Here is a 22,127-nt window from a genome sequence, read left to right on the forward strand (position 1 = left end):
TTTCCTTCCCTCGCGTCGTCACTCATCGCACTCAGCTCGGCATCCCGGTCCCGAACGGATCCTCGAGCGAGGGCGACTGCGGCGTGAACATCTCGCCCCCCGTCTCGGTGACGACCCAGTCGTCCTCCAGGCGAACCCCGAACTCACCGGGGATGTAGATCCCGGGCTCGTCGGAGAAGGTCATCCCCGGCTGCAACGGGAGCGTGTTCCCCTTCACCAAATACGGCCATTCGTGCCCGTCCATGCCGAGCCCGTGCCCCACCCGGTGCGTGAAGTACTTGTAGCCCGGACCGTAGCCGCCGTCGGTGATGACCTTGCGCGCCGCCGCATCGATGTCGCCGCAGGCCACGCCGGGGCGCGCCGCCTTGAGCGCCGCCGTCTGCGCCGCATGCTCGATCTCGAACACCTTCTTCATCTTGTCGGTCGCCTTGCCAAGCACGAATGTGCGCGACAGGTCCGATGAGTACCCCTCCACCTTGCACCCGCCATCGATGAGGAGGATCGATCCCTCCTTCACGACCTGCGGCGTGATGGATCCGTGCGGGAGGGCGGAGAACTCCCCGACCTGCACGCCCGCACCGCCGGAGAAGCCCAGGCGCTCGTGCGCCTGCGAGACCAGGCGCGCGAAGTCACCTTGCGTCATTCCCTCCTTGAGCGACTTCCACGCCGCCTCGTAGGCCATGAGCGTGACCTTGGAGGCGAGCTTCATGAGCTCGAGTTCGTGCGCGTCCTTCGTCATGCGGCAGCCGGCGGCGATCGGCGTCCCACTCGTCAGTTGCAACTGCGGCGCGGCGTGCGCCACGTTGTCGCTGAAGACGAACTTCACCGTCTCCTCGATCCCGATCTTGCCCGACGCAATGCCGCGCGCGCGCAGCCCGTCGGCGACGAGCTTTGACGGAGACTCGTCCTCCTCCCACGTCATCACGTTCGTCCCGCTCCCCAGGGGGCCGAGCCTCACCTGCTCGTTCGTGCGCTCCTCCTCGAACTTCGGCGTCACCACGAACGGCGTCCCCTTCACCGGGACGATGACCGCCGTCAGCCGCTCGCTGTTTCCCCAGTTCATCCCCGTGAAGTAGACCAGCGAAGTGCCGCCGGTGAGCATCAGCGCGTCGATCTTCTGCTCGGTCATCAGGCGACGCGCCTTCTCCAGGCGGGCGCGACGCTCCTCGACCGTGATCGGCTTGGCCTCGCCCTTGAGCGACTTGAGCGCCGCGATCGCTGGCGGGAGCTGGCTCCCCCCCGCACTCCCGCCGCCATGCTCGTCATCCTGAGCGGCAGCTTCCTTCCCTCCCGCCGCGCAGGCAGTGCCCGCGATGGCCAGTCCGGACGCGGTGAGGAATCGACGGCGCGAGAACATCGGGAAAGTCTCCATCGTTAGGGCACCCGGGAGCCCGGGCTGCGTGAGGGGGCGGTTTGGCGGGACGTTCGCGGTGCCTGAGAAGGTGCCCCCGCGGGCACGGGACGTCGAGGGGCGACAGCGATGCGACGACTCGTCCGGGAGAACGCACGCTTGCCACCGGGCGTTGGCGCGCGACAGCTTGGCGCGACCGCTTGGCGCGACCGCTTGGCGCGACCGCTTGGCGCAGTCGCCCATTCCCTCGAGCTCCCCTTCCTCGTGCGTCTCCTCGAGATCGTCTTCCTCGCCTCGCTCGTTCTCACGGGGTTGGCGCTGTTCTTCCCGCCGCCCCGCCGAGCGTCGTTGCTCCGCTACTGGGCAGCCGTCCCCGTCGCGCTTGCGCTCGTCCACCTCCTCATTGACCACGGGCGCTGGCAACTGTTCGCCGCCTACGCCCTGGCCGGACTCATCGCGATTGCAGCGATCGTTGCTGCGAACATGGCCGCCGGCGCTTCCGCGAGCGCTTCCGCGAGCGCTGCCGCGAGTGGAACCGCGAACGCAGCCCGACGCGACGGCCAGATCGTCGCGCGTGGCCGCCGTCTCGTCCGCTGGCTCGGCGGGCTGGTGATCCTGGCGGTGAGCGGGCTCTCGATCGCCGCCGCATCGCTCGTTCCGTTCTTCGAACTTCCCGCGCCAACCGGGAGCTACAAGATCGGGAACCGCTGGCTCTACCTGGTCGACTCCTCGCGCACGGAAACGCTGGCACCCTCGCCCGGCGGCCCGCGCGCGCTCGTGGTTCGCGTCTGGTATCCAGCCGACTCGGTCGCCGGTAGTGCCGATCGCTACATCTCCCGACAGGTGGCCCAGGCAATCGCTCACTCGATCAAGCTCCCCACCTTCGCCTTCACGCACCTCACCAACGTCACGACGCACGCCTATCCGCTCGCGTGGATCCCTTCCACCCCGCAGCGCCTTCCACTCCTCCTCTTCTCTCACGGATACGCCGCCGGCACCGAGTCGCAGAACACGGTGCAGATGGAGGAACTCGCCTCGCACGGCTTCGTGGTCGCCAGCATCGATCACCCGTACGAGGCAGGGGGCGTCATCGTCCCGCCGGATTCGACGCTCATCCCGGCAAACCCGCCTTTCCAACCGTTCGACACGACGGAGATGAAGGCGATGATGGCGACGATGGACCGCATCAAGGGAGCGCGTGACACGGCGCAGGTGGTGGGGCCAATCCGGGAGATCCTGGCGCAGGGCGCGGTGCTCGACACGGCGGCCGACCGCTGGCTCGCCGACACGCGCTTCGTGCTCGACCGGCTCACGACGATGTCCTCGCCGCACGCCGGGTCGGACACGCTCCTCGTGGGGCGGTTGGCGACGGACGCCGTGGGGATTTTCGGCATGTCGTTCGGCGGCGCGACGGCGGCCAACTTCTGCACCGTCGACCCGCGCTGCGTGGCGGGGATGAACCTCGACGGGTTGCACTACGGCGTCGCCTCGCGGTCACCGCTCCCCCGCCCCTTCTTCATTGCTTCGAGTCAGGGGAATCCCAACGTGCACCGCCTGTTCTACGAGCGGGCGCAGGCCCCGGCGTGGCTGATGGTGACCTCGGGGGCGGAGCACATGGACTACACCGACTTCGGATGGTTTGCCCCCTGGCTCGGCGCCAAGGGCGGAATGCTGGGCGGCATCGCCGCGCCGCGCATGCACGCGCTCATGAACGCGATCGTGGTCCCCTGGTTCGACGCAGCGCTACGCGGCGGCCCGCCCCTCGACGCACGGGCACTGGCCGCGCGCTTTCCCGAGATCACGATCGAGTACCGTGACGGGACGCCGCCGGTTGCACCGGCAGCTGCCATGGCGGCCCCGGCGGCTCTCCGCCCCGCGAGGCGTTAGGCGCGCCAGGCGTTAGGCGCGCCGAGCGTTAGGTGTGCCCGGCGGCTTCGGTCGCGCCCGCGGCATCGAGAGCTCGCGGTACGCGCAACGTGCGATCGACGCCTTCCAGCACCGGCAGCTCGGTCGAGGGCGCCACGCCGAGTTCGCGAAAGCGACGCGCCTGCGGCAGGACGCTCTGCTCCAGCGACCCCACGCCGCGGTTGTAGGCATCGACCGCCTTCTCCAGCGCGCGGCGCATGTCGTCCAGGTGCGTGGAAAAGGTGCGCAGCCGGTCGTACAGTTCGCGCCCCAGCGCGCGCACCGTCTCGGCCCCCTGCGACACCTGCTCCTGCTGCCAGCCGTACGACACCGCGCGCAGCAGCGCGATCAGCGTGGTGGGCGACGCGGGGATCACCCGCCGCTCCACGCCATACTCGATGAGCGTGGCATCCAGCTGCAACGCCGTGCTGAAGAACGTCTCGCCCGGCAGGAACATCACCACGAACTCCGGCGCCTGCGGAAACTGCTCCCAGTATCCCTTGGACGAGAGGCGCGTGATGTGGTCGCGCACCTGGCGTGCGTGCTGTCGCATGAGCGCGTCCCGCGCGGCATCGTCGGGCGCCTCCAGCGCATCGAGATATGCCTGCAACGGCGCTTTGGCGTCGACGATGACGACCTTTCCCCCCGGGAGGCGCACCTGCAGGTCGGGGCGCAGCGCGCCGTCCTTCCCCTCGATCCCCTCCTGCTCCACGAAGTCGACATGCGCCTGCATCTGCGCCATCTCGCACACGCGGCGCAGCTGCACCTCGCCCCAGCGGCCGCGCACCACCGGCGACTTGAGCGCATCCACCAGCGTGCGCGTACGCCCGCTCAACTCGCGATGCACCTCGGCCAGCGACGTCACTTGCGTGAGTAGCGACTCGTAGGCGCCGGCGCGCGACACCTCGACCTGTCGCAGGTTGCCGTCGACGCGCTCCAGCGCGTCGCGAAGCGGCGTCAGCATCTCGGCAATGGCGCGCTGCCGCCCCTCGAGGTCGAGCGTGGACGCGGTGCGCGCCTCGTCCAGCGTCCCGCGCGCCACCTGCAGGAAGGCCTCGGCGTTCTCTCGCAAGGCATCGGAGGACAGCGATCGGAACGCCTCCTTGAGCTGCGACTCGGACTGGCGAACCAGCGCCTCACGCTCGCCGGCGTGCCGACGCTCGGCCTCGAGCAACGCCGTCAGCCGCGCAATCTCCCCGGCCGTGCGCGCCGCCTCGCCGGCACCCCGGCCGCGCGCCACGATCCAGGCGATCGCGGCGCCCATCACGCACCCAACGATCGCCGCCATCACAAGTGGTGACCAACTGACGGTTGCCATCCATCCTCCCGACAGGGCTCCAGTTATCCGATGTTATACTATGCCGACCTGCTGACAATTCACATGCCCCCTGTCGATTGGACTTCTCGCGGCGTCTCCGCCGCCGATGCCGTCTCGCTCATCACGAGCGGGATGCGCGTTTTCTGCCACGGAGCGGCCGCCACGCCGCAGCCACTGCTCGCCGCCCTCGCCGAGCGCGGCGACGTCGACGGCGTGCGCCTCTATCACATGCACACCGAGGGCGCCGCTCCGTGGACCGCCCCGGGCATCGCCGAGCGTATCCGCTCCGTCGCGTTGTTCTGCGGCCCATCGTTGCGCGAACCGGTCGCCGACGGGCGCGCCGATTTCGTCCCCGTCTTCCTCTCCGACATCCCGTCGCTCTTCGCCAACGGCATCATCCCGCTCGACGTGGCCATCGTGCAGCTCTCGCCGCCGGATGGCCACGGCTATTGCTCGTTAGGGACATCGGTGGATTGCGCGCGCGCCGCCGTCGACTCGGCGCGATTCGTCATCGCCGAGATCAACGAACAGATGCCGCGCACGCATGGCAACACCGCCATCCCGTTCGAGCGCATCGATGCCTTCCTCTACTCCAATCGCCCCCTCCCGGGGCACGCACCCACCGGCGAGGGCGACGTGGAGGCGCGCATCGGTGAGATCGTGGCCGGACTCGTCGAGCACCGGGCGACGCTGCAAATGGGGATCGGCGCCATTCCCGATGCCGTGCTCGCCCGCCTGCATGACAAGAAGGACCTCGGGATCCACACGGAGATGTTCTCCGACCGCGTCGTCGAGCTGTTCGACTCCGGCGCCATCACCAATCGATTCAAGCAGGTGCACCCCGGGCGCATCGTGACGTCGTTCGTGAACGGGAGCCAGAAGGTGTACGACTTCGTGCACGACAACCCGCTGGTCGAGTTCCATCCTTGCGACCGGACCAACGACACGGCACTGATTTCGCGCAACCCGAAGGTCACGGCGATCAACTCGGCGATCCAGGTCGACATCACGGGACAGGTGTGCGCCGACTCGATCGGTCCGCGCATCTACTCCGGCATCGGCGGACAGATGGACTTCGTGCGCGGCGCGGCCCGCTCGCGCGGCGGCAAGCCGATCATCGCCCTGCCATCGACGGCAGCTGGCGGGACCGTCTCGCGCATCGTCGCCGAGCTGGCGCACGGCGCCGGCGTGGTCACCACGCGCGGACACGTGCACTGGGTGGTGACGGAGTACGGCGCGGTGAACCTGCACGCCCTGTCGCTGCGCGAGCGCGCCGACGCCCTGATCTCGATCGCCCACCCCGACTTCCGCAGCGAGCTGCGCCGCGACGCGCAGCAGCTCAGAAAATAGCGTAGCGAGAACTCGCGCAGGCGATTCTCGAGAAGACGAGAAGACGAGAAGACGAGAAGACGAGAAGCCTGCCCCAGCGAAAGCTGGGGACGAGACTCCTCGCACCCTCTCGTCCTCTCGTCTTCTCGTCTTCTCGTCTTCTACACCTAAGGCATCGACACGACCGGCAGCTTGGAGATGCCGCGCTCCTTCTTCTGCTTGTCGACCATCTTGGCCACGTCGTCGAGGAGCTTCTTGGCGTCGAAGACAATGCCGTCCTTGATGGTGTACTTGACGCCGCCCACGCGCTCCATCTTCCCCGTCTTGTCGTTGAGGCGCAGGTGGCCGGTGCCGTACAGCACCTTGAAGTTGGCGATCGGGTTCTCGCCGACGATCGCGAGGTCCGCGAGCATCCCCGGGCGCACGACGCCGATCTCGATCGGCTTGCCGCTCGCCTTGTTCAGCTCCTGCGAGGCGTGCAGCGTCGCGCCGCGAATCACCTCCAGCGGGTGGAAGCCCGCCTCCTGGAAGTTCTCCAACTCCTCGATGTAGCTGAAGCCGTAGGTGTTGTAGATGAAGCCGGCGTCGGTGGACGGCGTCACGCGCCCACCCATGTTCTTGTAGTCGTTGATGAACTCCATCCACACGTTGTAGAAACGGCGCCAGGCCACCTCGTCCCACGTGGTCCAGTCGTAGAAGTACGCGCCGTGGTTCTCGCGATTGGGCGTGTAGAAGTCCCACAGCGTGGGCAACGTGTACTTCTCGTGCCACTCCGCGCCGCGGCGATACATGAGGTTCCGCCCCGACATGTACGTCGTCATCGTCGGGTCGAGTGTGGCGTCGTACTTCTTGAGCGTGTCGAGGAAGGCCCACCACTTCTCGCTCTTGGGCTTCACCAGCGACCACTGGCGCGCCACCTGGCCAAAGCGCCACTGCTCATCCGAGTAGTTGTAGTCCGCCGGATACGGCTGGATCGCTGTCCCTTCGTACATCGACTCGAAGATCCCGTAATAGTGCGTCACGGCGCCGAGTCCGAGCCGCACCGCCTGCATCGCGTTCATGTTGGGGACGCCCGTCTGCTGCAAGTGGGCGGTCGATCCCATCCCGAGCTTCTTCGCCTCGTCGAGCACGGCCGCCATGATGTCGGGCTCGTGCGCGCCGAGCTTGAGCCCCTCGACCCCCTGCGTCTTGGCCCAGCGCACCCACTCACGTGCCTTCTCAGGCGTCGTGATCGCCCCCCCCGTCCACCCCTTCCCCAGCCCGATGCGCTGGTAGTTCACCAGGCGCGGCGCGGTGATCTCGTTGGCCGCCGAACGCTTTGCCTCCGACGCCGACCACTCGAAGCCGCCTAACGGGACACCGCGCACCGTCGTGATCCCATGCGCCAGCCACAGCTTGTAGCAGTACTCGGCATCCGGCGCCTTGGGCTTGCCGCAGGTGTGCACGTGCAGGTCGATGAGCCCCGGCATGACGTACATTCCCGTCGCGTCCAGCTCGCGCGCCGGCCCCTTGGGGCGGCGCGACTCATTGATCGGCAAGCCGGGATACCCCACTTCCACGACCTGCGTGATGCGGTTCTTCTCGATCACGATGTCGACCGGGCCGCGCGGCGGTCCGCCCTGCCCGTCGATCAGTGTCGCCCCGCGCACGATCAGCTTGTCGAACGGGCCATCGCCCTCGGCACGCCTGGGCGCGGGATCGGCGTCCTGCGCTACCAGCGGCGCACTCCACGCGAGGATGGTCGCCGCTCCAACCAGCGCCGCCAGTACACGAGTCACACGGAAGGTCATGTCGTATCTCCGGGTTGATGATGCCACGATCCCACACCACACCGTCGTCGGTACCGCCGTGAGTAACGCCTGCCGCCTCATCGGCGTTGTGGCACGGGCGATGGGCTCCGGGGTAGGATCGACGCGCACGAACTTAGGGGCGGGAGATCGCCCCCGTTAGATTCCGTCACATGTCCAACGCTCCCCCTTTGACCTCTCCCCTTCCGACTCGCATGCGACGCTCACGCTCTATCGCCGGCGCCATGGCCGCGCTCTGCGCCATCGCCTTCGCCGTCCCCGCCGCCGCGCAGCACCAGCACGGGACAAAACCCGACTCGTCCAAGCAGGAAAAGCCCGCCATGAAGCACGACATGGCCGGCATGAAGCACGACATGGAAGGGATGAACCACATGTCCAGCGGGTGGAAGGAGATGGATGCCTTCCATGCCGTCCTGGGCGGCACCTTCCATCCGGCGGCGGACAAGGGCGACTTCGCCCCGCTCAAGGCCAACGCGCAGGTGCTGGCCGACAAGGCCAAGACGTGGCTCGCCTCGACCGCTCCCGCCAGCTGCGCCAAACCCGAGCAGAAGCAGACCATCACCACGATTGCTACGCTCACCAGCGAGTTGGCGAAGAAGGTGAAGGGCGACACGCCTGACGCCGACCTCAAGGCCGCCATCACCGCCATTCACGACAACTTCGAGAAGGTCGAGACGGCGTGTGGCGAAATGAAAGGGATGAAGCACTAGCCGAAGGCGCGGCACCTGCCGGCACCTGCCGGCACCTGCCGGAGCCAGCCGGCAACACGAACGGGGCGGCGCGCGATGCGCCGCCCCGTCTGTCGTTTCATCGTGACGCTTGCCCTACGCTTCGCCCACCGACAACGACATCGCGAAGCAGTGCTTGTGCCCGATCGTCCACTCGTCCACGGAGACGCGGTCGTAGCGCCGCTTCTTCTCGGGATAGCGTTCGATGTCCTGGAAGTGGAAGCCGCACCGCTGGAAGAGCGAGTCGCTGAACGAGACGGCGAAGATCTCCGGATAACCGCGCTTGGCCGCCAGCTGCACCGCCGCCTTGATGAGCTGCGCTCCCAGCCCCTTCCCCTGCTGCGACGCTTCGACGGCCAGCGACACCAGCTCCACCAGTGACGGCGAATACTCGTCGATGCACACGCACCCCACCACGTGCCCGTCGTCGTCGCGAATCACGCGATAGTCGTCGAGGTGCGACTCGACAAACGATTCGGAGCGGGGCAGGGTCAGCCCGTCGGGTGCAAAGCGGTTGTTCAGCTCCGCGAGGACGGGAACGTCATACTCGCGGGGAGGGGCGATGGGACGCATGGAGGGATGTTACGAAATGGCCGCCGACCGGCGCAACGGGACCATGTGCACGCGCCGCCGTCACGGGTCGATCAGCACCCCGCGATTGAATCGCCACCGCGGATCGACCCACCGCTTCACCGAGCGAAAGCGCGCCAGCACCTCGGGCGAATACTGCACCGCGAGAAACGGCTTCTTGATGCGCCCAATCCCATGCTCAGCGGCCACGCACCCCCCGCGCGCCACGATCTCGCGCGCCAGCACGAGGTAACACTCCTTCGCCAGCGCCAGCTCCCCCTCGTCCCGCGGCAGGATGTTCACGTGGAAGTGGTTGTTCCCCACGTGCCCGAACGCGGCAAAGTCGAGCCCGGCCCCACCCAGCACCTCCTGGTATCGCGCGAAGACCCACTGCAACTGGTCGTCTGGCACCGCCATGTCGGTCGCGATCTTGTGGAGCCCAGGATGCCTTTCTCGCCGCTGGGCGATTATAGCGTTTATGCGCTCCGGAACGGCGTGACGGAACGCGCGGATGTCCCGAAGTTCGCTCTCCGTCGCCCCAGCCAGCGAGTAGCTCGGATCCGCGCCGCACGCCACGATCTCGTCAGATAGCGTATCGGCTATTGTTTCTAGCTCGCCGTCGCCCTCGAAGCCGACCTCCACAAAAACCGAGCACTCCGCTGCTCCGCTCCCCTCCAGCACCCGCGCAACCGCCGGCTTCCCGCTCTCGGCCGCCAGCGCGTGCGAACGCCGATCGAGAAACTCCAGCGCCGTGGTCCGCATCGACCGGTCTCCCCTTACCAGGACCACAAACCGAAACGCCGCCGCCACATCGCCGAAAAACTGCAGGTAGCCCAGCCGCTGCTCGCTCGACCGCTGCAGTCGCACGGTGACGCTGGAAACGGCGCCCAGCGTCCCCTCCGCGCCAATCCAGAGGTCGATCGCGTCGCCCGAGGAAAAGTAGCCGTAGCCGATCGCGTTCTTCGTCGCCGGCTTCGGGATCGGGGCGAGTTCCAGGCGGCGAATCTCGCCCCCGTCGTCCAGGAGCAGCGCCCCTTCACCACCATCGCCCGCGCCGCGCCGCAGTGTGAGCGTGCGCGCACTCGGCAGCTCCACCGTGATCGCCTCCACCCACTCGCGCATCGCGCCGAACCGGAAGGTGCGCGCACCGCCGGCGTTGGTCGCGACCATCCCGCCAATCGACGCCGACGTCTCGGTGGGATCGACCGGGAACGTGAGCGCGGGGTGGTTGGCTGCCAGGTAGCCAGTGAGTTCGCTGAGGCAGGTCCCGGCCAGAACGGTGGCGGTCGGCGGTTCGCCCGCCTCGTCGACCGAGAGCACACCGCGCAGCGCCGAGAGCGCGACCAGATGCGCGTCAGGCTCGGGGACGGCCCCTCCGACAACCCCCGTGCGCGACCCCGAGATGGCCACCGCGTGTCCGTTGGCGGCATGCCACGCCAGCACCTGCCGCAGCTCCTCCACCGTTTCGGGGACGGCGAGCGACCCTGCCCCGCGCGACGTGAGCTTGGATTCATCGTGCAGGTAGTCGGCAATCGCGTCGTCGGCCGGCGACAGGCGCACGCACGCCGGTGGCGCAGTCACCACCCCGACCAGGTCGCGCGCAACCAGGGGGACGGCGCCCATCGTCAGTACAGGATGCGCGTGCGAACGCTCATGGGAAGCTGCGCGATGCGCGCGTGCACCTCATCCGACAGTTCGCGGTTCACGTCCATCACCAGGTAGCCGATCTCGCGCGACGTGGCGAGTTGTTGCGCCTCGATGTTCGCCCCGACCTCCGAGACGATGCGGTTCACCTCGGCCAGGGCGCCGGGAGCGTTGCGATGGATGTTGAGGATGCGATGCGTCTCGGGGATGGGGGGGAGGTTCACGTGCGGGAAGTTGACCGCCCCCTCGGTCGAGCCGCGCTCGAGGAATCCAATGAAGGAGTGCGCCACCTCGATCCCGATGTCGCGCTGCGCCTCCTCGGTGTTGCCGCCCACGTGCGGCGTGAGGATGACGTTAGGCGCGTCGCGGAAGCCGACGTCGAAGGTGGTGTTGGTGGGCGCCGGTTCGGAGGGAAAGACGTCGAGCGCCGCCCCCGCGAGCTGCCCGCTGTGCAGCGCATCGCGCAGCGCGGCGACGTCGACCACCCCGCCGCGCGCGAGGTTGATGACGTAGCTCCCCTTGCGCAGGCGGTGCATCTCCGCCGCCCCGATCATCCCGCGCGTACGCGGCGTGTCGGGGACGTGCAGCGAGAGGAAGTCCGCCTGCTCCAGCAGCGCCTCGAGCGACGACACGGGGCGCGCCAGGCCTAACGGGAGCTTCTTCTGGATGTCGTGGAACAGGACGCGCATCCCGAACGCCTCGGCCAGGATCCCCACCTGCTGGCCGATGTGGCCATAGCCCACGATCCCTAACGAGCGGCCGCGCACCTCGTGCGCCCCCGCCAGGCTCTTGTCCCACTCTCCGCGATGCAGCTTCGAGTTCTTGTCGCCGATGCGCCGGGCCAGGGCGATGATGTTCCCCATCGCCAGCTCGGCCACGCTGCGCGTCGACGCGTGCGGGGCGTTGAAGACGGGGACGCCCTTGAGCGCCGCGTCATGGATCGCTACCTGGTCGGTCCCCACCGAGAAGCATCCAATGGCGAGCAGCCGCCCCGCGTGCTCCAGCTGCGCCGCGCGAACCTTGGTGCGCGAGCGAACGCCGAGCAGGTGTGAGGCAGCCACCACCTCATTGAGCTCGTCGTCGTCGAGCGCCCGGGGAATGAACTCGACGCTGTACCCCGCGTCGACCAGCGTCTCGCGCGCCGCCGGATGAATGTTCTCGAGGAGCGTGATGCGGATGCGTTCGCGCGGAAACGACGTCGGGGTGGTCATGCGGTGACAATCGGCGCTCGTGGATGCCGGCGGTCGCACGTCACGACTGGAATGCGTGCGCCGCGCCGTTGGCGAGCGGTGGGGAGTCCCCCGCCGCCCGTGGCAAGTTAATGCGCGACGCTCGCCCCTCGTGCGGCTGTCTCGCCGGCGTCACCCGCCGCCTCGATGGTGTGTCGCCCCCCGCCAACGCTCGCCGCCAGCGGCTGCAGCGGCTGCAGCGCCGACGCCTGCCGTTCGAGCGCCGAAGGGAGGCGCACCCGCACCTGCGTCCCCGTTCCCGGGTTGCTCTCGACGTCGACCACGCCACCGTGCTGCTCGAAGACGCCGCGCGCCAGGAAGAGCCCGAACCCGATTCCTTCCGCCCCGCCACGCGTCGAGAAGTACGGCTGCATCAACCGGCGCAGCTCCTCGCGCGAGATGCCTGCCCCGTTGTCGGCCACCGTGAGCGCGGCGCGCCCCTCGCGATCGGTCGCCACTTGCACCCGGATGCGCGGAGCCGCCTGCGATTCGTCGGCGTTGGTCCAGCGCTGGCGCACCGACTGCGACGCATTCAGGAGCAGGTTCACCATCGCCTGCACCAGGCGGGGTTCGTCACCCAGCACTGTCGGTGCGTCCGACAGATCGACATCGATCGCGACGCCGCGCAGTTGGTGCGCTGCAACGCGCAACGCCGATTGCGTCACCTCTTCCAGCGATACGGGTGAGAAGACCCCTGCCCCCGGCCTCGTCGAGGCTCGCAGCGCGTCGACGACACGTCGAATACGGTCGGCACCGTCGAGCGCACTTTCCACCGATTCCAACAGCTCTGTGGGGGCGGCATGGTCGCGCCCCCACTCGCCCATCAGCTCGAGGTTGAGGCGCAGGTAGGCGAGCGGGTTGTTGATCTCGTGCCCGACGCCGGCCGCCAGTCGCCCAAGCGAGGCCTGCCGCTCCGCCTCGATCCAGGCATGGTGGGCTTCGTCGCGCTCCTGCGTGCGGAGCTCGACCTCCATCGTGAGTTGCGTGGAGAGCGACGAGAGCCGCCGCGCGTCGGCGATGAAGCGGCGAACCGTCGCCGCCGCCATCGGGATCACCACGGCCAGGAAGCCGACGTCTGCCACGAAGAAGAAGCGGAGGACGCCGTTGGTGATGAGGACCTCGACCGCGGTCGCGAGGAAGAAGATCGAGAAACCCACGCGGTACTCCCACGTGCGCTCCCCGGCTGGGCGCGGCCGCCAGAGGTCCATGCAGACACAAACGACGACGAACAGGTAGACATACGTGATCGCCGAGCCGAGGGGGTTGGGGGCCGGGAAGCGGTAGTGCAGCGTGGCCCAGTCCACCGTGATATCGACCCACGTGTCGCTCGACAGCTGCAACGTGGTGATCGAGATCGCGGCGCCACCCAGCGACGCCAGCGCCAGCGCGCGCGCCCAGCGCGGCATCTCGCGCACGCGCCCGTCGCTCCCGCCAAATGCAAACACCAGCCAACCCGCCGCGAAGATCCCCGCGGCGACATAACTGACGGTGGCCAGCACTCGGCGAATCGGGTCGGCCATCGGGTGCCAGCTGGCACCGATGTTCCCCGCGCTGTAGGCCGCCGCGCTGGTGGCGATCAGGGCAAAGGTGCGCGCCTGCCGCCACCCCGGCGCGCGCGCCACGGCGATGAACAGGACCGCCATCGCGAGCTGCAGGATGGCGACACAAGCGGAGAGGAGAACGGCGGCATTCATGCTCGACAACCGTAAGTGTCGGCCGTCGCCCCTCCCACCTGTCGCTTCTACCAGATGTCGCCGACGGTGAACCCCTCGGGGAACGGGTCGGTCGGGTCCAGGACGTACGTCGCCATCCCCGTAATCCACGCCTGTCCGGCGATCGTCGGTACTACCGCCCGGTAGGGACCGACGGTGACCTCCTCGACGAGCCGACCGGTGAAGACCGTTCCCAGGACACCGCTGTGCCGGAAGTCCTGATGCAGCCCAAGGCGCCCCCGCGCGTGAAGCGTCGCCATCTTGGCCGAGGTCCCCGTCCCGCACGGCGAGCGGTCGAGCGCCCCGGTCCAGGTGGAGGGACGATCCCAGTCGAGCTGCCCCGTGGACACGACGACCGCGTTCTGCCAGTCCGCAGAGTCCTTGAGGGGCGGCCCGGAGAGCTGGGCGATGGTGACTCCGTCGAAGTCCGGCTGGTCGGGATGCACCACCGGGAGCTGTTCGCGCGTCGCGGCCTTGATCATCTCGCCGATGCGGACGATGTCGCCCCCTTCGTCGGGGGTGAGGCGGAGCCCGAACTGCGTGGCGTCGGCAATGACATAGAACATCCCGCCGTAGGCCACGTCCACGCGCACCGTGCCTAACGTCGGCACCTCGACCGGAGCGTCGAGGTGCGTGGCAAAGGCGGGGACGTTGCGGAACGTGACGCGCGTGACCTTCCCGTTGGCGCAGTCGGCGCGGACGCGGATCACCCCGGCCGGCGTCTCCAGCGTCAGCTCGGTCACCGGCTCGTGCATCGGGAGCATCCCCGTCTCGAGCAGGACCGTCACGGTGCACATCGTGTTCGTCCCCGACATCCCCGGATACTCCACGTGCTCCATGATCACGAAGCCGGCGTCCGCCTCGGGATGGTTGGAGGGGAGGATGAGGTTGCAGTTGGCGGCCGGGTAGCCGCGCGGCTCGCGCAGCATGCGCAGGCGCAACGCGTCGCCGTGCGTGCGCAGCCAGACCATCTTGTCGAACATGGTCTGGCCGGGGACGTTCGGCACCCCCCCGACGATGACGCGTCCGTGCTCGCCGCCCGCGTGGGCGTCGACGGCGTGAATGAGGTTGGAGACTCTCACGGCAATCCTATGAGACGGGAAGACTATCCCAGCGACGGCTGGGGACGAGGAACGCCTGGCGTCAGGGCGCGACCACCATGCGGGTGAATGGCGGGACGTATGCCTGGAGGAGAACCAGCAGCCCCACGAGAGCGGCCAGGGCCAGCGAGTGCCAGAAGACAAAGCGGAGAATGCGCCCTTCCTGCCCGTACCAGCGCGTGGCAGTGCTGGCCACGACGATGCTCTGGGCGTCGATCATCTTCCCCATCACGCCGCCCGTCGAGTTCGCGGCCGCCATCAGCGTCGGGCTCACGCCGACCTGTTGCGCGGTGAGTGTCTGCAGGGAGCCGAACAGGACGTTCGACGAGGTGTCGGAGCCGGTGAGCGCGACCCCCAGCCATCCCAGCAGCGCGCCGAAGAACGGGTAGAGCACCCCCGTCTGCGCGAAGGCGAGCCCCAGGATGGCATCCATTCCCGCATAGCGCGACACGTACCCTAACGAGAGCATCGCGGCGATGGTGAGCAGCGACGTCCGCGTGACCTTGAGCGTCGCCACGTACTCGCGCGCCAGCGCCGCGGGGCGGTACCCCATGAGGAGCCCGCCGATCATCGCCGCCAGGCAAATCGCACTCCCCGTGGCCGACAGCCAGTTGAGCGTGAACACCGCCCCTTCTGCCGTCGGCTGCGCCACCACGGGTGGCATCCGCTGCACCAGCAGGTGCAACCCCGGCACCGGGAAGGCCGGCGCCGAGAGGCCGTTCAGGAACCCCTTCACCTGCGGCAATCCCCACAGGAAGACCAGCACCGAGAGCACGATCCACGGCACCCACGCCCGCACCGGCGAAATGACGGGACTCGCCCGCTGCGCGCCGTTAGGCAACCCGGGGCCGCGGTCGGACGGCGGCTCCTCCGCCGGCGCAGCCGGCACTCCCGTCTCCCCCGAGCCTTCGCTGGGGCCAGCTTCCCCGTCTCCCGTCCAGCGCGTCTTCGGCTTCCACACCTTCAGGAACGCCACCAGCGCCCCCATCGAGCACACGCTCGCCCCCACGTCCACCAACCACGGCCCGTGCAGGTTCGAGATCGCCCACTGCGGAACGGCGAATGCCACCCCCGCCACCAGCAGCGCCGGCCATACCGCCATGGTGGCACCGAACCCCACATAGGCCATCATGAGCCAGAAGGGGACGATGATCGAGAAGACGGGGAGCTGCCGCCCCACCATCGCGCTCAGTTGCAACAGGTCGAGCCCAGTGACGCCCTGCAGGGCGATGATCGGCGTCCCCAGCGCGCCATAGGCCACGGGCGCGGTGTTGGCGATGAGCGACAGCCCGCTCGCCTGCAGCGGCGTGAACCCCAACCCGATGAGGAGCGCTCCCGTCACGGCCACGGGGGTCCCGAACCCCGCCGCCCCCTCGAAGAAGGCGCCGAACGAGAAGGCGATCAGCACCAGTTGCAGCCGACGGTCGTCGGTGACGCGCGTGATGCTCCCCTGCAGCGCCGCGAAGTACCCCGACTCACTCGTCAGGCGATACAGGAAGATCACGTTCACCACGATCCACCCGATCGGGAACAGCCCGTACAACGCCCCGTACGCCGCCGTGGCCAGCGCCATTGGCGCCGGCATCCCCAGCGCCACGATCGCCACCAGCACCGCCGACGTCAGCCCCGCCACCGCCGCCCAGTGCGCCCGCACCTCGTGCCGCGCCAACAGCCCGAGCAGGACCACCAGCGGTACCGCGGCGACGAGGGTCGAGAGGACCGGAGAGTGGAGCGGGTCGTACGTTTGGGGCCACATGGGGGCGGACGGGAGACGGAAAAGCGTGCCCCAGCGAAGGCTGGGGGGAGACGGGAAAGCTTGCCCCAGCCAAGGCTGGTGGGAGACGCGAGATCCGGCTGCGCCGGGGGGCTCGCCCGCGCGCACGCCCACGCATGTTCGCGCGCACGTCCGCCCAAACCACCCCCACCCGCCCCGGCCCCGCTCCAGGAACCCGCCCCCCCGTGCGGCGGCGAACTTGTCGCCTGTCGCGGAAAAAGACGAGGCCCCCGCGGACAACGCCGGCGGGGGCCTGATTCTGATGGCGCGCTGCGCGCCGGTCGAACGATGTCAGCTGCGTGCGCTCACGCGCTCACGCGCTCACGCGCTCACGCGATACGGCGACTCGGAGTAGGGAGATTCGTCCTCGACTTCACCCCCGTATACCACGCGCGGACGCATCTCCAATCGCGGCGGGAGCGGGGCAATGTCGCCCGCCAGCGGCCGCACGATGTCGAGAATCCCGTCGCTCAGGTGCTGCCCGTACCGCGCCAGGTTGATGGCGCGCACGCGCTGCGCGAGGAGGTACATCAGGAAGGGCTTGTCGGCCTTGGCGCTGTTGCAGCGCTTGCAGGCCAGGACCAGGTTGTCGCGCCGATCGTACGCCGTCTGCCCCTTTCGAGGCGTGACGTGATCGAGCGTGATGTTCCGCGGGTTCGACTCGACTCCGCAATAGGCGCAGGTGGGTCCGTGCTGCGCCAGGAGCCAGCGGCGGGTCTCGGCGTACGCTTCCCGGCTGGTCGAAACGGAGGAGTGCTGTGGAATGTGCGCGTCCGGTCTGCCACGCCGCGGTCGGCGGCTCCGGCGCTTTGCTGGATTTGTCATGTGCACGTGAATGATACCTGACTTACCGCATTCGCGGCAGTCATCACGTATTGGACGATCGGGAGTGCCGGGCGTCAGCGGGCCGGGCCGTCACGACGGTCAGCGGCGTACCGAATCGGCGGCGAAGTACCGTGCGTCGGCCCACCCCTCGAACCCCACTGCCCGCACGCGACGCCACCCCGCCTTCACGTCGCCCAGCAGGACGCGCGTGTTCGGCGTCACCACCCCCACCACTGCCGCCTCGCGCGCGGGAGTCCCGCGAACGTTCACCCACTCCAGGGCTACGGCTCGCGACCAAGGGCCGGCGTAGCGATCGGCCGCACTCGGCCCGGTCGGAATCGCCTGCGGCGGGACCGGGGGCGCCGAGGTCGCGGGCTGGGTCGCTGACGCAGAGGGTGGCGCCGCGGCGCCCCCAGGGCGCATGGCGGCCGCCGCGGCTTGCGACGAGGGGGCCGGCGTCGCCTGGCCAGGGGGCGCAGTCACCGGGGGAAGCGGTGCCGGTTCGTGGAGCGCCGGCTGCGCGGTCGGCGCGGTCGAAACCGCAGTCTGGAGCAGGGAATCCGGGCGCGTGCTGTCGGTCGCGGCTAACGGCGTTCCCACCGCCGGTGGAGCGACCGCCCCGGGCTGTTCCGGCGCCACACTGGCGGGCGCCTTCGCCGCGACCACCGCCTCCCCACCCCGGCTCTCGCTCCCCCCGCGCCGAGCGAAGAATTGCCAGGTTCCGATTCCGAGGAGCGCGACCACGGCGACCACGCCACCGATGGCCGCGAGCGAGACATTCACGACCGGCGGCGCCGTGGTTCCGCACCACTTGCAGCCGCCGCGCGAACGCGGATAGTACGTGTCGCACGAGCGGCAATGCGCGAGCGGCACCGGCTCTCCCCGCGAGTCGCGGAGGTTGAGCGGATGGGTGCAGCGCGGGCACTGGGATGCTGCCATCAGCGCCTTGGCGCCACAATCTTCGCAGCGCACGAAACGCATACGCGGCACGACACGGCTAGGTTTGAATCCTGAGTCACCGAGGAACCGCGTGGTACACCCGGTGGCGTGTGGAACTCTCGTGAAACTGCTGCGTGCGTCACAGACACGAAAGGGGAGCTTCCCCTGAGACTGACCGCACCTGCCCGGTCACGCTTCTCGATAGGCACACTCGTCGCATGCCACCCACTTCCGATGCTCCAATCGCGCACCTGACGCCCCGCATCGCCACGTTGTCCGGGGCGTCGCCCGCCCGCGTCATCCTCGCGCTCGCCCTCACGACGGCGCTGGCACTGGCGTCGGCAATCGCCTCTCCCCTCGTCGCGCAGCGTCCAAACGGCCCCACCTTCGCGGCGCAGCCCCATCTCACCGATCGCCGCGTCGTCGCGCGTCAGGTGCAACCCTTCCTCGGCGCCCGCGGCGTCCCGATCCTCGAACGTGACGGACTGCGCTTCAAGGACCTCGACCGCAACGGTGAAGTGGACCGGTACGAGGACTGGCGCCTCACCGCCGCGGCCCGCGCCCGCGATCTCGTCGCACGCATGTCGCTCGGCGACAAGGCCGGGGCGATGATGCATGGCAACCTGCGAAGCGTTGGCCCCATGGGCGCGGTCGGCGTGGGGACCGAGGTCGACCTCGACGCCATGCGCGCCGTGATTCGCGATGTGGGAATCACGCACGTGATCATGCGACTGGGCGGCGCTCCCGCCGACCTGGCGCGGCAGACCAACGCGGTGCAGGAACTGGCGGAGGGGAGCCGGCTCGGCATCCCGGTCACGATCAGCACCGACCCGCGCCATCACTTCCAGTACGTCGTGGGCGCCAGTGTGCAGACGGGGCAGTTTTCGCAGTGGCCGGAACCGTTAGGCCTGGCCGCACTGCGCGACCCCGCGATCACGAAGCGTTTCGCCGACATCGCGCGGCAGGAGTATCGCGCGGTGGGGATCCACATGACGCTCTCGCCGCAGGCCGACCTTGCCACCGAGCCGCGTTGGAGCCGCATCAACGGAACGTTTGGTGAAGATCCCGACCTCGCGCTTCGCCTGACGAGGGCCTATGTCGAAGGCTTCCAGCACGGCGCGCGCGGCGTCGATTCCAGTGGCGTGGCCGCGGTGGTGAAGCATTGGGTCGGCTATGGCGCCGCACGGCTTGGCTACGACTCGCACAACGTTTTTGGGCGCTACGCCGACATCGACGGCGCCGCGCTCGCCGTCCATGTCCGGCCGTTCCTCGGCGCCTTCGCCGCGGGAGTGGCCGGCGTCATGCCCACGTACTCCATCCTCGAAGGCGCCACGATCAACGGGCAGAGGGTGGAAGCGGTCGGCGCCGGCTTCAGCAAGCAGCTCGTCAACGACCTGTTGCGCCGGACGCACGGCTACCGGGGGATCGTTCTCTCCGACTGGGCGATTACCAGCGATTGCACCGAGCGGTGTCGCAACGGCGCCCCCGCCGGCGAGCGTCCGTCGTGGAGCGATGTGGGGATGCCGTGGGGCGTGGAGGACCTTCCCAAGGTCGACCGCTTCGTCAAGGCCGTGCGCGCCGGCATCGACCAGTTTGGGGGGACCGAGGAGGCGCCCCAACTGGTGGAAGCAGTGCGTAGCGGCAAGCTCACCGAGGCGCAGCTCGACGCCTCGGTCGTGCGTCTCATGGTGCAGAAGTTCCAGCTCGGCCTCTTCGAGAATCCGTACGTCGACGTCGAACGCGCACGGCGCGTGGTGGGGAGCAACGCCTTTCGCGGCGCCGGCCTCGACGCGCAGCGCAAGGCGCTCGTGGTGCTGGAGAACAAGGGAGCGCTCCTCCCGTTAGGGCGCACGGTCCGGCGCGTGTACTTGCACAACGTCGACCCCATGCTCGCCGCCAGCTACGGGTGGCGTGTGGTCAGCGATCCGGCACAGGCCGACGTGGCCATCATGCGCCTCGACGCCCCGTTCGAGACGTTGCACCCGGGGTGGGTCTTTGGCGCCATGCAGCACGAAGGCAATCTCGGCTTCAGGGACGGAGACGCCGACTACGGGCGCTTCAAGGCGGTGAGCGCTGTTGTCCCCACCATCGTCACCGTGTACCTCGACCGCCCGGCGATCCTGACCCCGCTCAAGGAGCGGGCACGTGTGCTGATTGGCAACTTCGGTGTGAGCGATGCGGCGCTGCTCGATGTGGTGGCCGGCAAGGCGCGGGCTCAGGGGAAGCTCCCCTTTGCCTTGCCGTCGTCCATGGCGAGCGTGGAGGCGCAACGCGGCGACACGCCGCACGACCTGAAACGACCGCTGTACTCGTTTGGCGCGGGAATCGTGCGCTAGCTACGACGAGCGGAGTCGGTGGCGCGTTGCCGGGTCCTTTCCTCAGCGCGCCGCCGCCCTCAGCCGCAACGCCGTCCCCCACGGATCGCGTAGCTGCACCACCCCGGGCGCAACGTCGATCGCCGTGACGCCGCCACGCACCAGGCTCGCCTGCGCCGCGGCGACGTCGGCAGCGGTGGGGAGTTCGATGGTCCAGTGCAGGAGCTGTGCGTCGTCGTCCGCGGGCGCTCGCGCCCCCGCCCCGGCCCACGTGTTTGTCCCCAGGTGATGATGGTAGCCGCCCGCCCCGAGAAAGAGCGCCCCCGGGTAGCTCCACGCCATCACGTCGAACCCTAACGCGTCGGAGTAGAAGGCGCGAGCGATGGTCAGGTCGCCCACGTGAAGGTGCACGTGCCCGATCACCGTGCCGGCGGGGATCCCGCGCCACCGTTCGTCGCCAGCGGCCAGGAGCAATCCGTCGACGTCGACGGGATCGGTCGCCAGCCGCAACTCGTGCCCGTTGCGGCGCCAGCTGTCGCGCGGGCGATCGGCGTACACCTCGATCCCGATGCCGTCCGGATCGGAGAGGTAGAACGCCTCGCTCACCAGGTGGTCTCCCGCACCGGCCGGGACGCGCATGTCGGCCAGGTGGCGCACGAATCGCCCCAGCGCGGCGCGATCGGGGAGCAGGATCGCGAAATGGTAGATCCCCAGCAACCCGTGCCGTCCCGCAGCGCGCGTTCCAGCGCGCGCCGACAGCTCCACCAGTACGCGATCGTCATCCAGCGGCGCCAGCGCCGCCGTGTCCCCCTCGCGCCCTAACACGCGAAAGCCTATCACAGACGTGTAGAATGCAAGGGCGCGATCGAGGTCGCTCACCTGCAGCCGCACCGCGCCCAGCCGGGTGGCGTCGGGCAGGCGGAACCCGGGCGGTGCCACCCCGTAGCCCGGGTCGAGCCCCGGCCGCGCGGCGCTCGCGGTGCCTGGGGGCGTGCCTGACGTCGTGCCTGACGTCGTGCCTGACGTCGTGCCTGACGTGGTGCCTGACGTGGTGCCTGACGTGGTGCCGGTGCGATCGTTCGGGGTCTCGTCCATGGGGGATCTCCGGGAGAACGAGTGATGACCGCGCAGTTGGCGACGACAAGGGTTGTCCAGCGGCGCGACCGGCCATGGCAGCCACGACGCTCGGGACCGCTAGGCGCTCAGCTTCCCCTCGAGAAACTGCAGCTCGCGGGAGGCGGCGCGGTCGAGCGCCTCCTCGATCCGCCGGTAGCGCGCCACCACGTCGCGGCCAAAGGAGGTCAGCATCGCTCCCCCTCCCTTGGCCCCGCCGTGCGCGGTCTCCACCACCGCCGGTTCGAACATCGCATTCACCTCCTCGATCAGGAGCCACGCGCGCCGGTACGACATCCCCAGCGACTTGGCGGCCGCGGTGATGCTCCCGTGCAGCGCCACCGCCTCCAGCAGCGCGATCTTGCCCGGCCCCAACCGCGCCCCCTCGCGGAAGTCGATGCGAACCGTGAGTCGTGCCATCTCACCCCCCGTGCGTCGCGTTCCCGACGCTATTCGATGTTGTCGTG

General features: G+C 68.9%; 17 protein-coding genes. 4 read left to right on the forward strand and 13 right to left on the reverse strand.

Annotated elements, in window-relative coordinates; genetic code table 11:
- Positions 1-31 precede the first annotated feature (31 nt).
- On the reverse strand, positions 32-1,357 hold the full coding sequence (locus tag IT359_11955; protein MCC6929696.1) for an aminopeptidase P family protein: 1,326 nt from the start codon (positions 1,355-1,357) through the stop codon (positions 32-34).
- Between the two features lie 258 nt (positions 1,358-1,615).
- Between IT359_11955 and IT359_11960 the strand changes: the two genes are divergently transcribed.
- The gene (locus tag IT359_11960; GenBank protein MCC6929697.1) at positions 1,616-3,238 is read left to right on the forward strand and encodes a hypothetical protein; all 1,623 of its coding nucleotides are present in this window, start codon (positions 1,616-1,618) and stop codon (positions 3,236-3,238) included.
- 28 nt (positions 3,239-3,266) lie between these two features.
- On the opposite strand, the gene IT359_11965 is transcribed toward IT359_11960, so the two are convergent.
- A complete protein-coding gene (locus tag IT359_11965) occupies positions 3,267-4,574 on the reverse strand; it encodes a DNA recombination protein RmuC (GenBank protein MCC6929698.1) in 1,308 nt (435 codons plus the stop codon).
- A 63-nt stretch (positions 4,575-4,637) separates the two neighbouring features.
- On the opposite strand from IT359_11965, the gene IT359_11970 reads away from it, so the two are divergent.
- On the forward strand, positions 4,638-5,924 hold the full coding sequence (locus IT359_11970; protein MCC6929699.1) for an acetyl-CoA hydrolase/transferase family protein: 1,287 nt from the start codon (positions 4,638-4,640) through the stop codon (positions 5,922-5,924).
- A gap of 146 nt (positions 5,925-6,070) precedes the next feature.
- Here IT359_11970 and IT359_11975 read toward each other — a convergent pair whose 3' ends face one another.
- On the reverse strand, positions 6,071-7,693 hold the full coding sequence (locus IT359_11975; protein MCC6929700.1) for a hypothetical protein: 1,623 nt from the start codon (positions 7,691-7,693) through the stop codon (positions 6,071-6,073).
- A gap of 212 nt (positions 7,694-7,905) precedes the next feature.
- Between IT359_11975 and IT359_11980 the strand changes: the two genes are divergently transcribed.
- Positions 7,906-8,421, forward strand: a complete 516-nt coding sequence (locus IT359_11980; GenBank protein ID MCC6929701.1) for a hypothetical protein — start codon at positions 7,906-7,908, stop codon at positions 8,419-8,421.
- Positions 8,422-8,535: 114 nt separating this feature from the next.
- Here IT359_11980 and IT359_11985 read toward each other — a convergent pair whose 3' ends face one another.
- The 8 genes from IT359_11985 to IT359_12020 form a co-directional block, all read right to left on the reverse strand.
- A complete protein-coding gene (locus tag IT359_11985) occupies positions 8,536-9,012 on the reverse strand; it encodes a GNAT family N-acetyltransferase (protein MCC6929702.1) in 477 nt (158 codons plus the stop codon).
- A 60-nt stretch (positions 9,013-9,072) separates the two neighbouring features.
- The gene (locus IT359_11990) at positions 9,073-10,632 is read right to left on the reverse strand and encodes an FAD-binding oxidoreductase (GenBank protein MCC6929703.1); all 1,560 of its coding nucleotides are present in this window, start codon (positions 10,630-10,632) and stop codon (positions 9,073-9,075) included.
- Between the two features lie 2 nt (positions 10,633-10,634).
- Complete coding sequence (serA, locus tag IT359_11995; GenBank protein ID MCC6929704.1) at positions 10,635-11,864, reverse strand: phosphoglycerate dehydrogenase; 1,230 nt, start codon at positions 11,862-11,864, stop codon at positions 10,635-10,637.
- 107 nt (positions 11,865-11,971) lie between these two features.
- On the reverse strand, positions 11,972-13,576 hold the full coding sequence (locus IT359_12000; protein MCC6929705.1) for a HAMP domain-containing histidine kinase: 1,605 nt from the start codon (positions 13,574-13,576) through the stop codon (positions 11,972-11,974).
- A 47-nt stretch (positions 13,577-13,623) separates the two neighbouring features.
- Complete coding sequence (locus IT359_12005; protein ID MCC6929706.1) at positions 13,624-14,676, reverse strand: proline racemase family protein; 1,053 nt, start codon at positions 14,674-14,676, stop codon at positions 13,624-13,626.
- Between the two features lie 61 nt (positions 14,677-14,737).
- Positions 14,738-16,450: an L-lactate permease gene (locus IT359_12010; protein ID MCC6929707.1), complete on the reverse strand. Its 1,713-nt coding sequence runs from the start codon at positions 16,448-16,450 to the stop codon at positions 14,738-14,740.
- Positions 16,451-16,789: 339 nt separating this feature from the next.
- Positions 16,790-17,293 (reverse strand): HNH endonuclease, encoded by a 504-nt coding sequence (locus tag IT359_12015; protein ID MCC6929708.1) that lies wholly within the window; start codon positions 17,291-17,293, stop codon positions 16,790-16,792.
- Positions 17,294-17,392: 99 nt separating this feature from the next.
- Positions 17,393-18,232: a hypothetical protein gene (locus tag IT359_12020; protein MCC6929709.1), complete on the reverse strand. Its 840-nt coding sequence runs from the start codon at positions 18,230-18,232 to the stop codon at positions 17,393-17,395.
- A 218-nt stretch (positions 18,233-18,450) separates the two neighbouring features.
- On the opposite strand from IT359_12020, the gene IT359_12025 reads away from it, so the two are divergent.
- Positions 18,451-20,568: a glycoside hydrolase family 3 protein gene (locus IT359_12025; GenBank protein ID MCC6929710.1), complete on the forward strand. Its 2,118-nt coding sequence runs from the start codon at positions 18,451-18,453 to the stop codon at positions 20,566-20,568.
- A gap of 42 nt (positions 20,569-20,610) precedes the next feature.
- On the opposite strand, the gene IT359_12030 is transcribed toward IT359_12025, so the two are convergent.
- Entirely contained in the window at positions 20,611-21,642 is a 1,032-nt protein-coding gene (locus IT359_12030) for a VOC family protein (GenBank protein ID MCC6929711.1), read from the reverse strand.
- A 99-nt stretch (positions 21,643-21,741) separates the two neighbouring features.
- Entirely contained in the window at positions 21,742-22,080 is a 339-nt protein-coding gene (locus tag IT359_12035; GenBank protein MCC6929712.1) for a LysR family transcriptional regulator, read from the reverse strand.
- Between the last annotated feature and the right edge of the window lie 47 nt (positions 22,081-22,127).

The organism is Gemmatimonadaceae bacterium, from assembly GCA_020852815.1.
Taxonomy (GTDB): Bacteria; Gemmatimonadota; Gemmatimonadetes; order Gemmatimonadales; family Gemmatimonadaceae; genus SCN-70-22.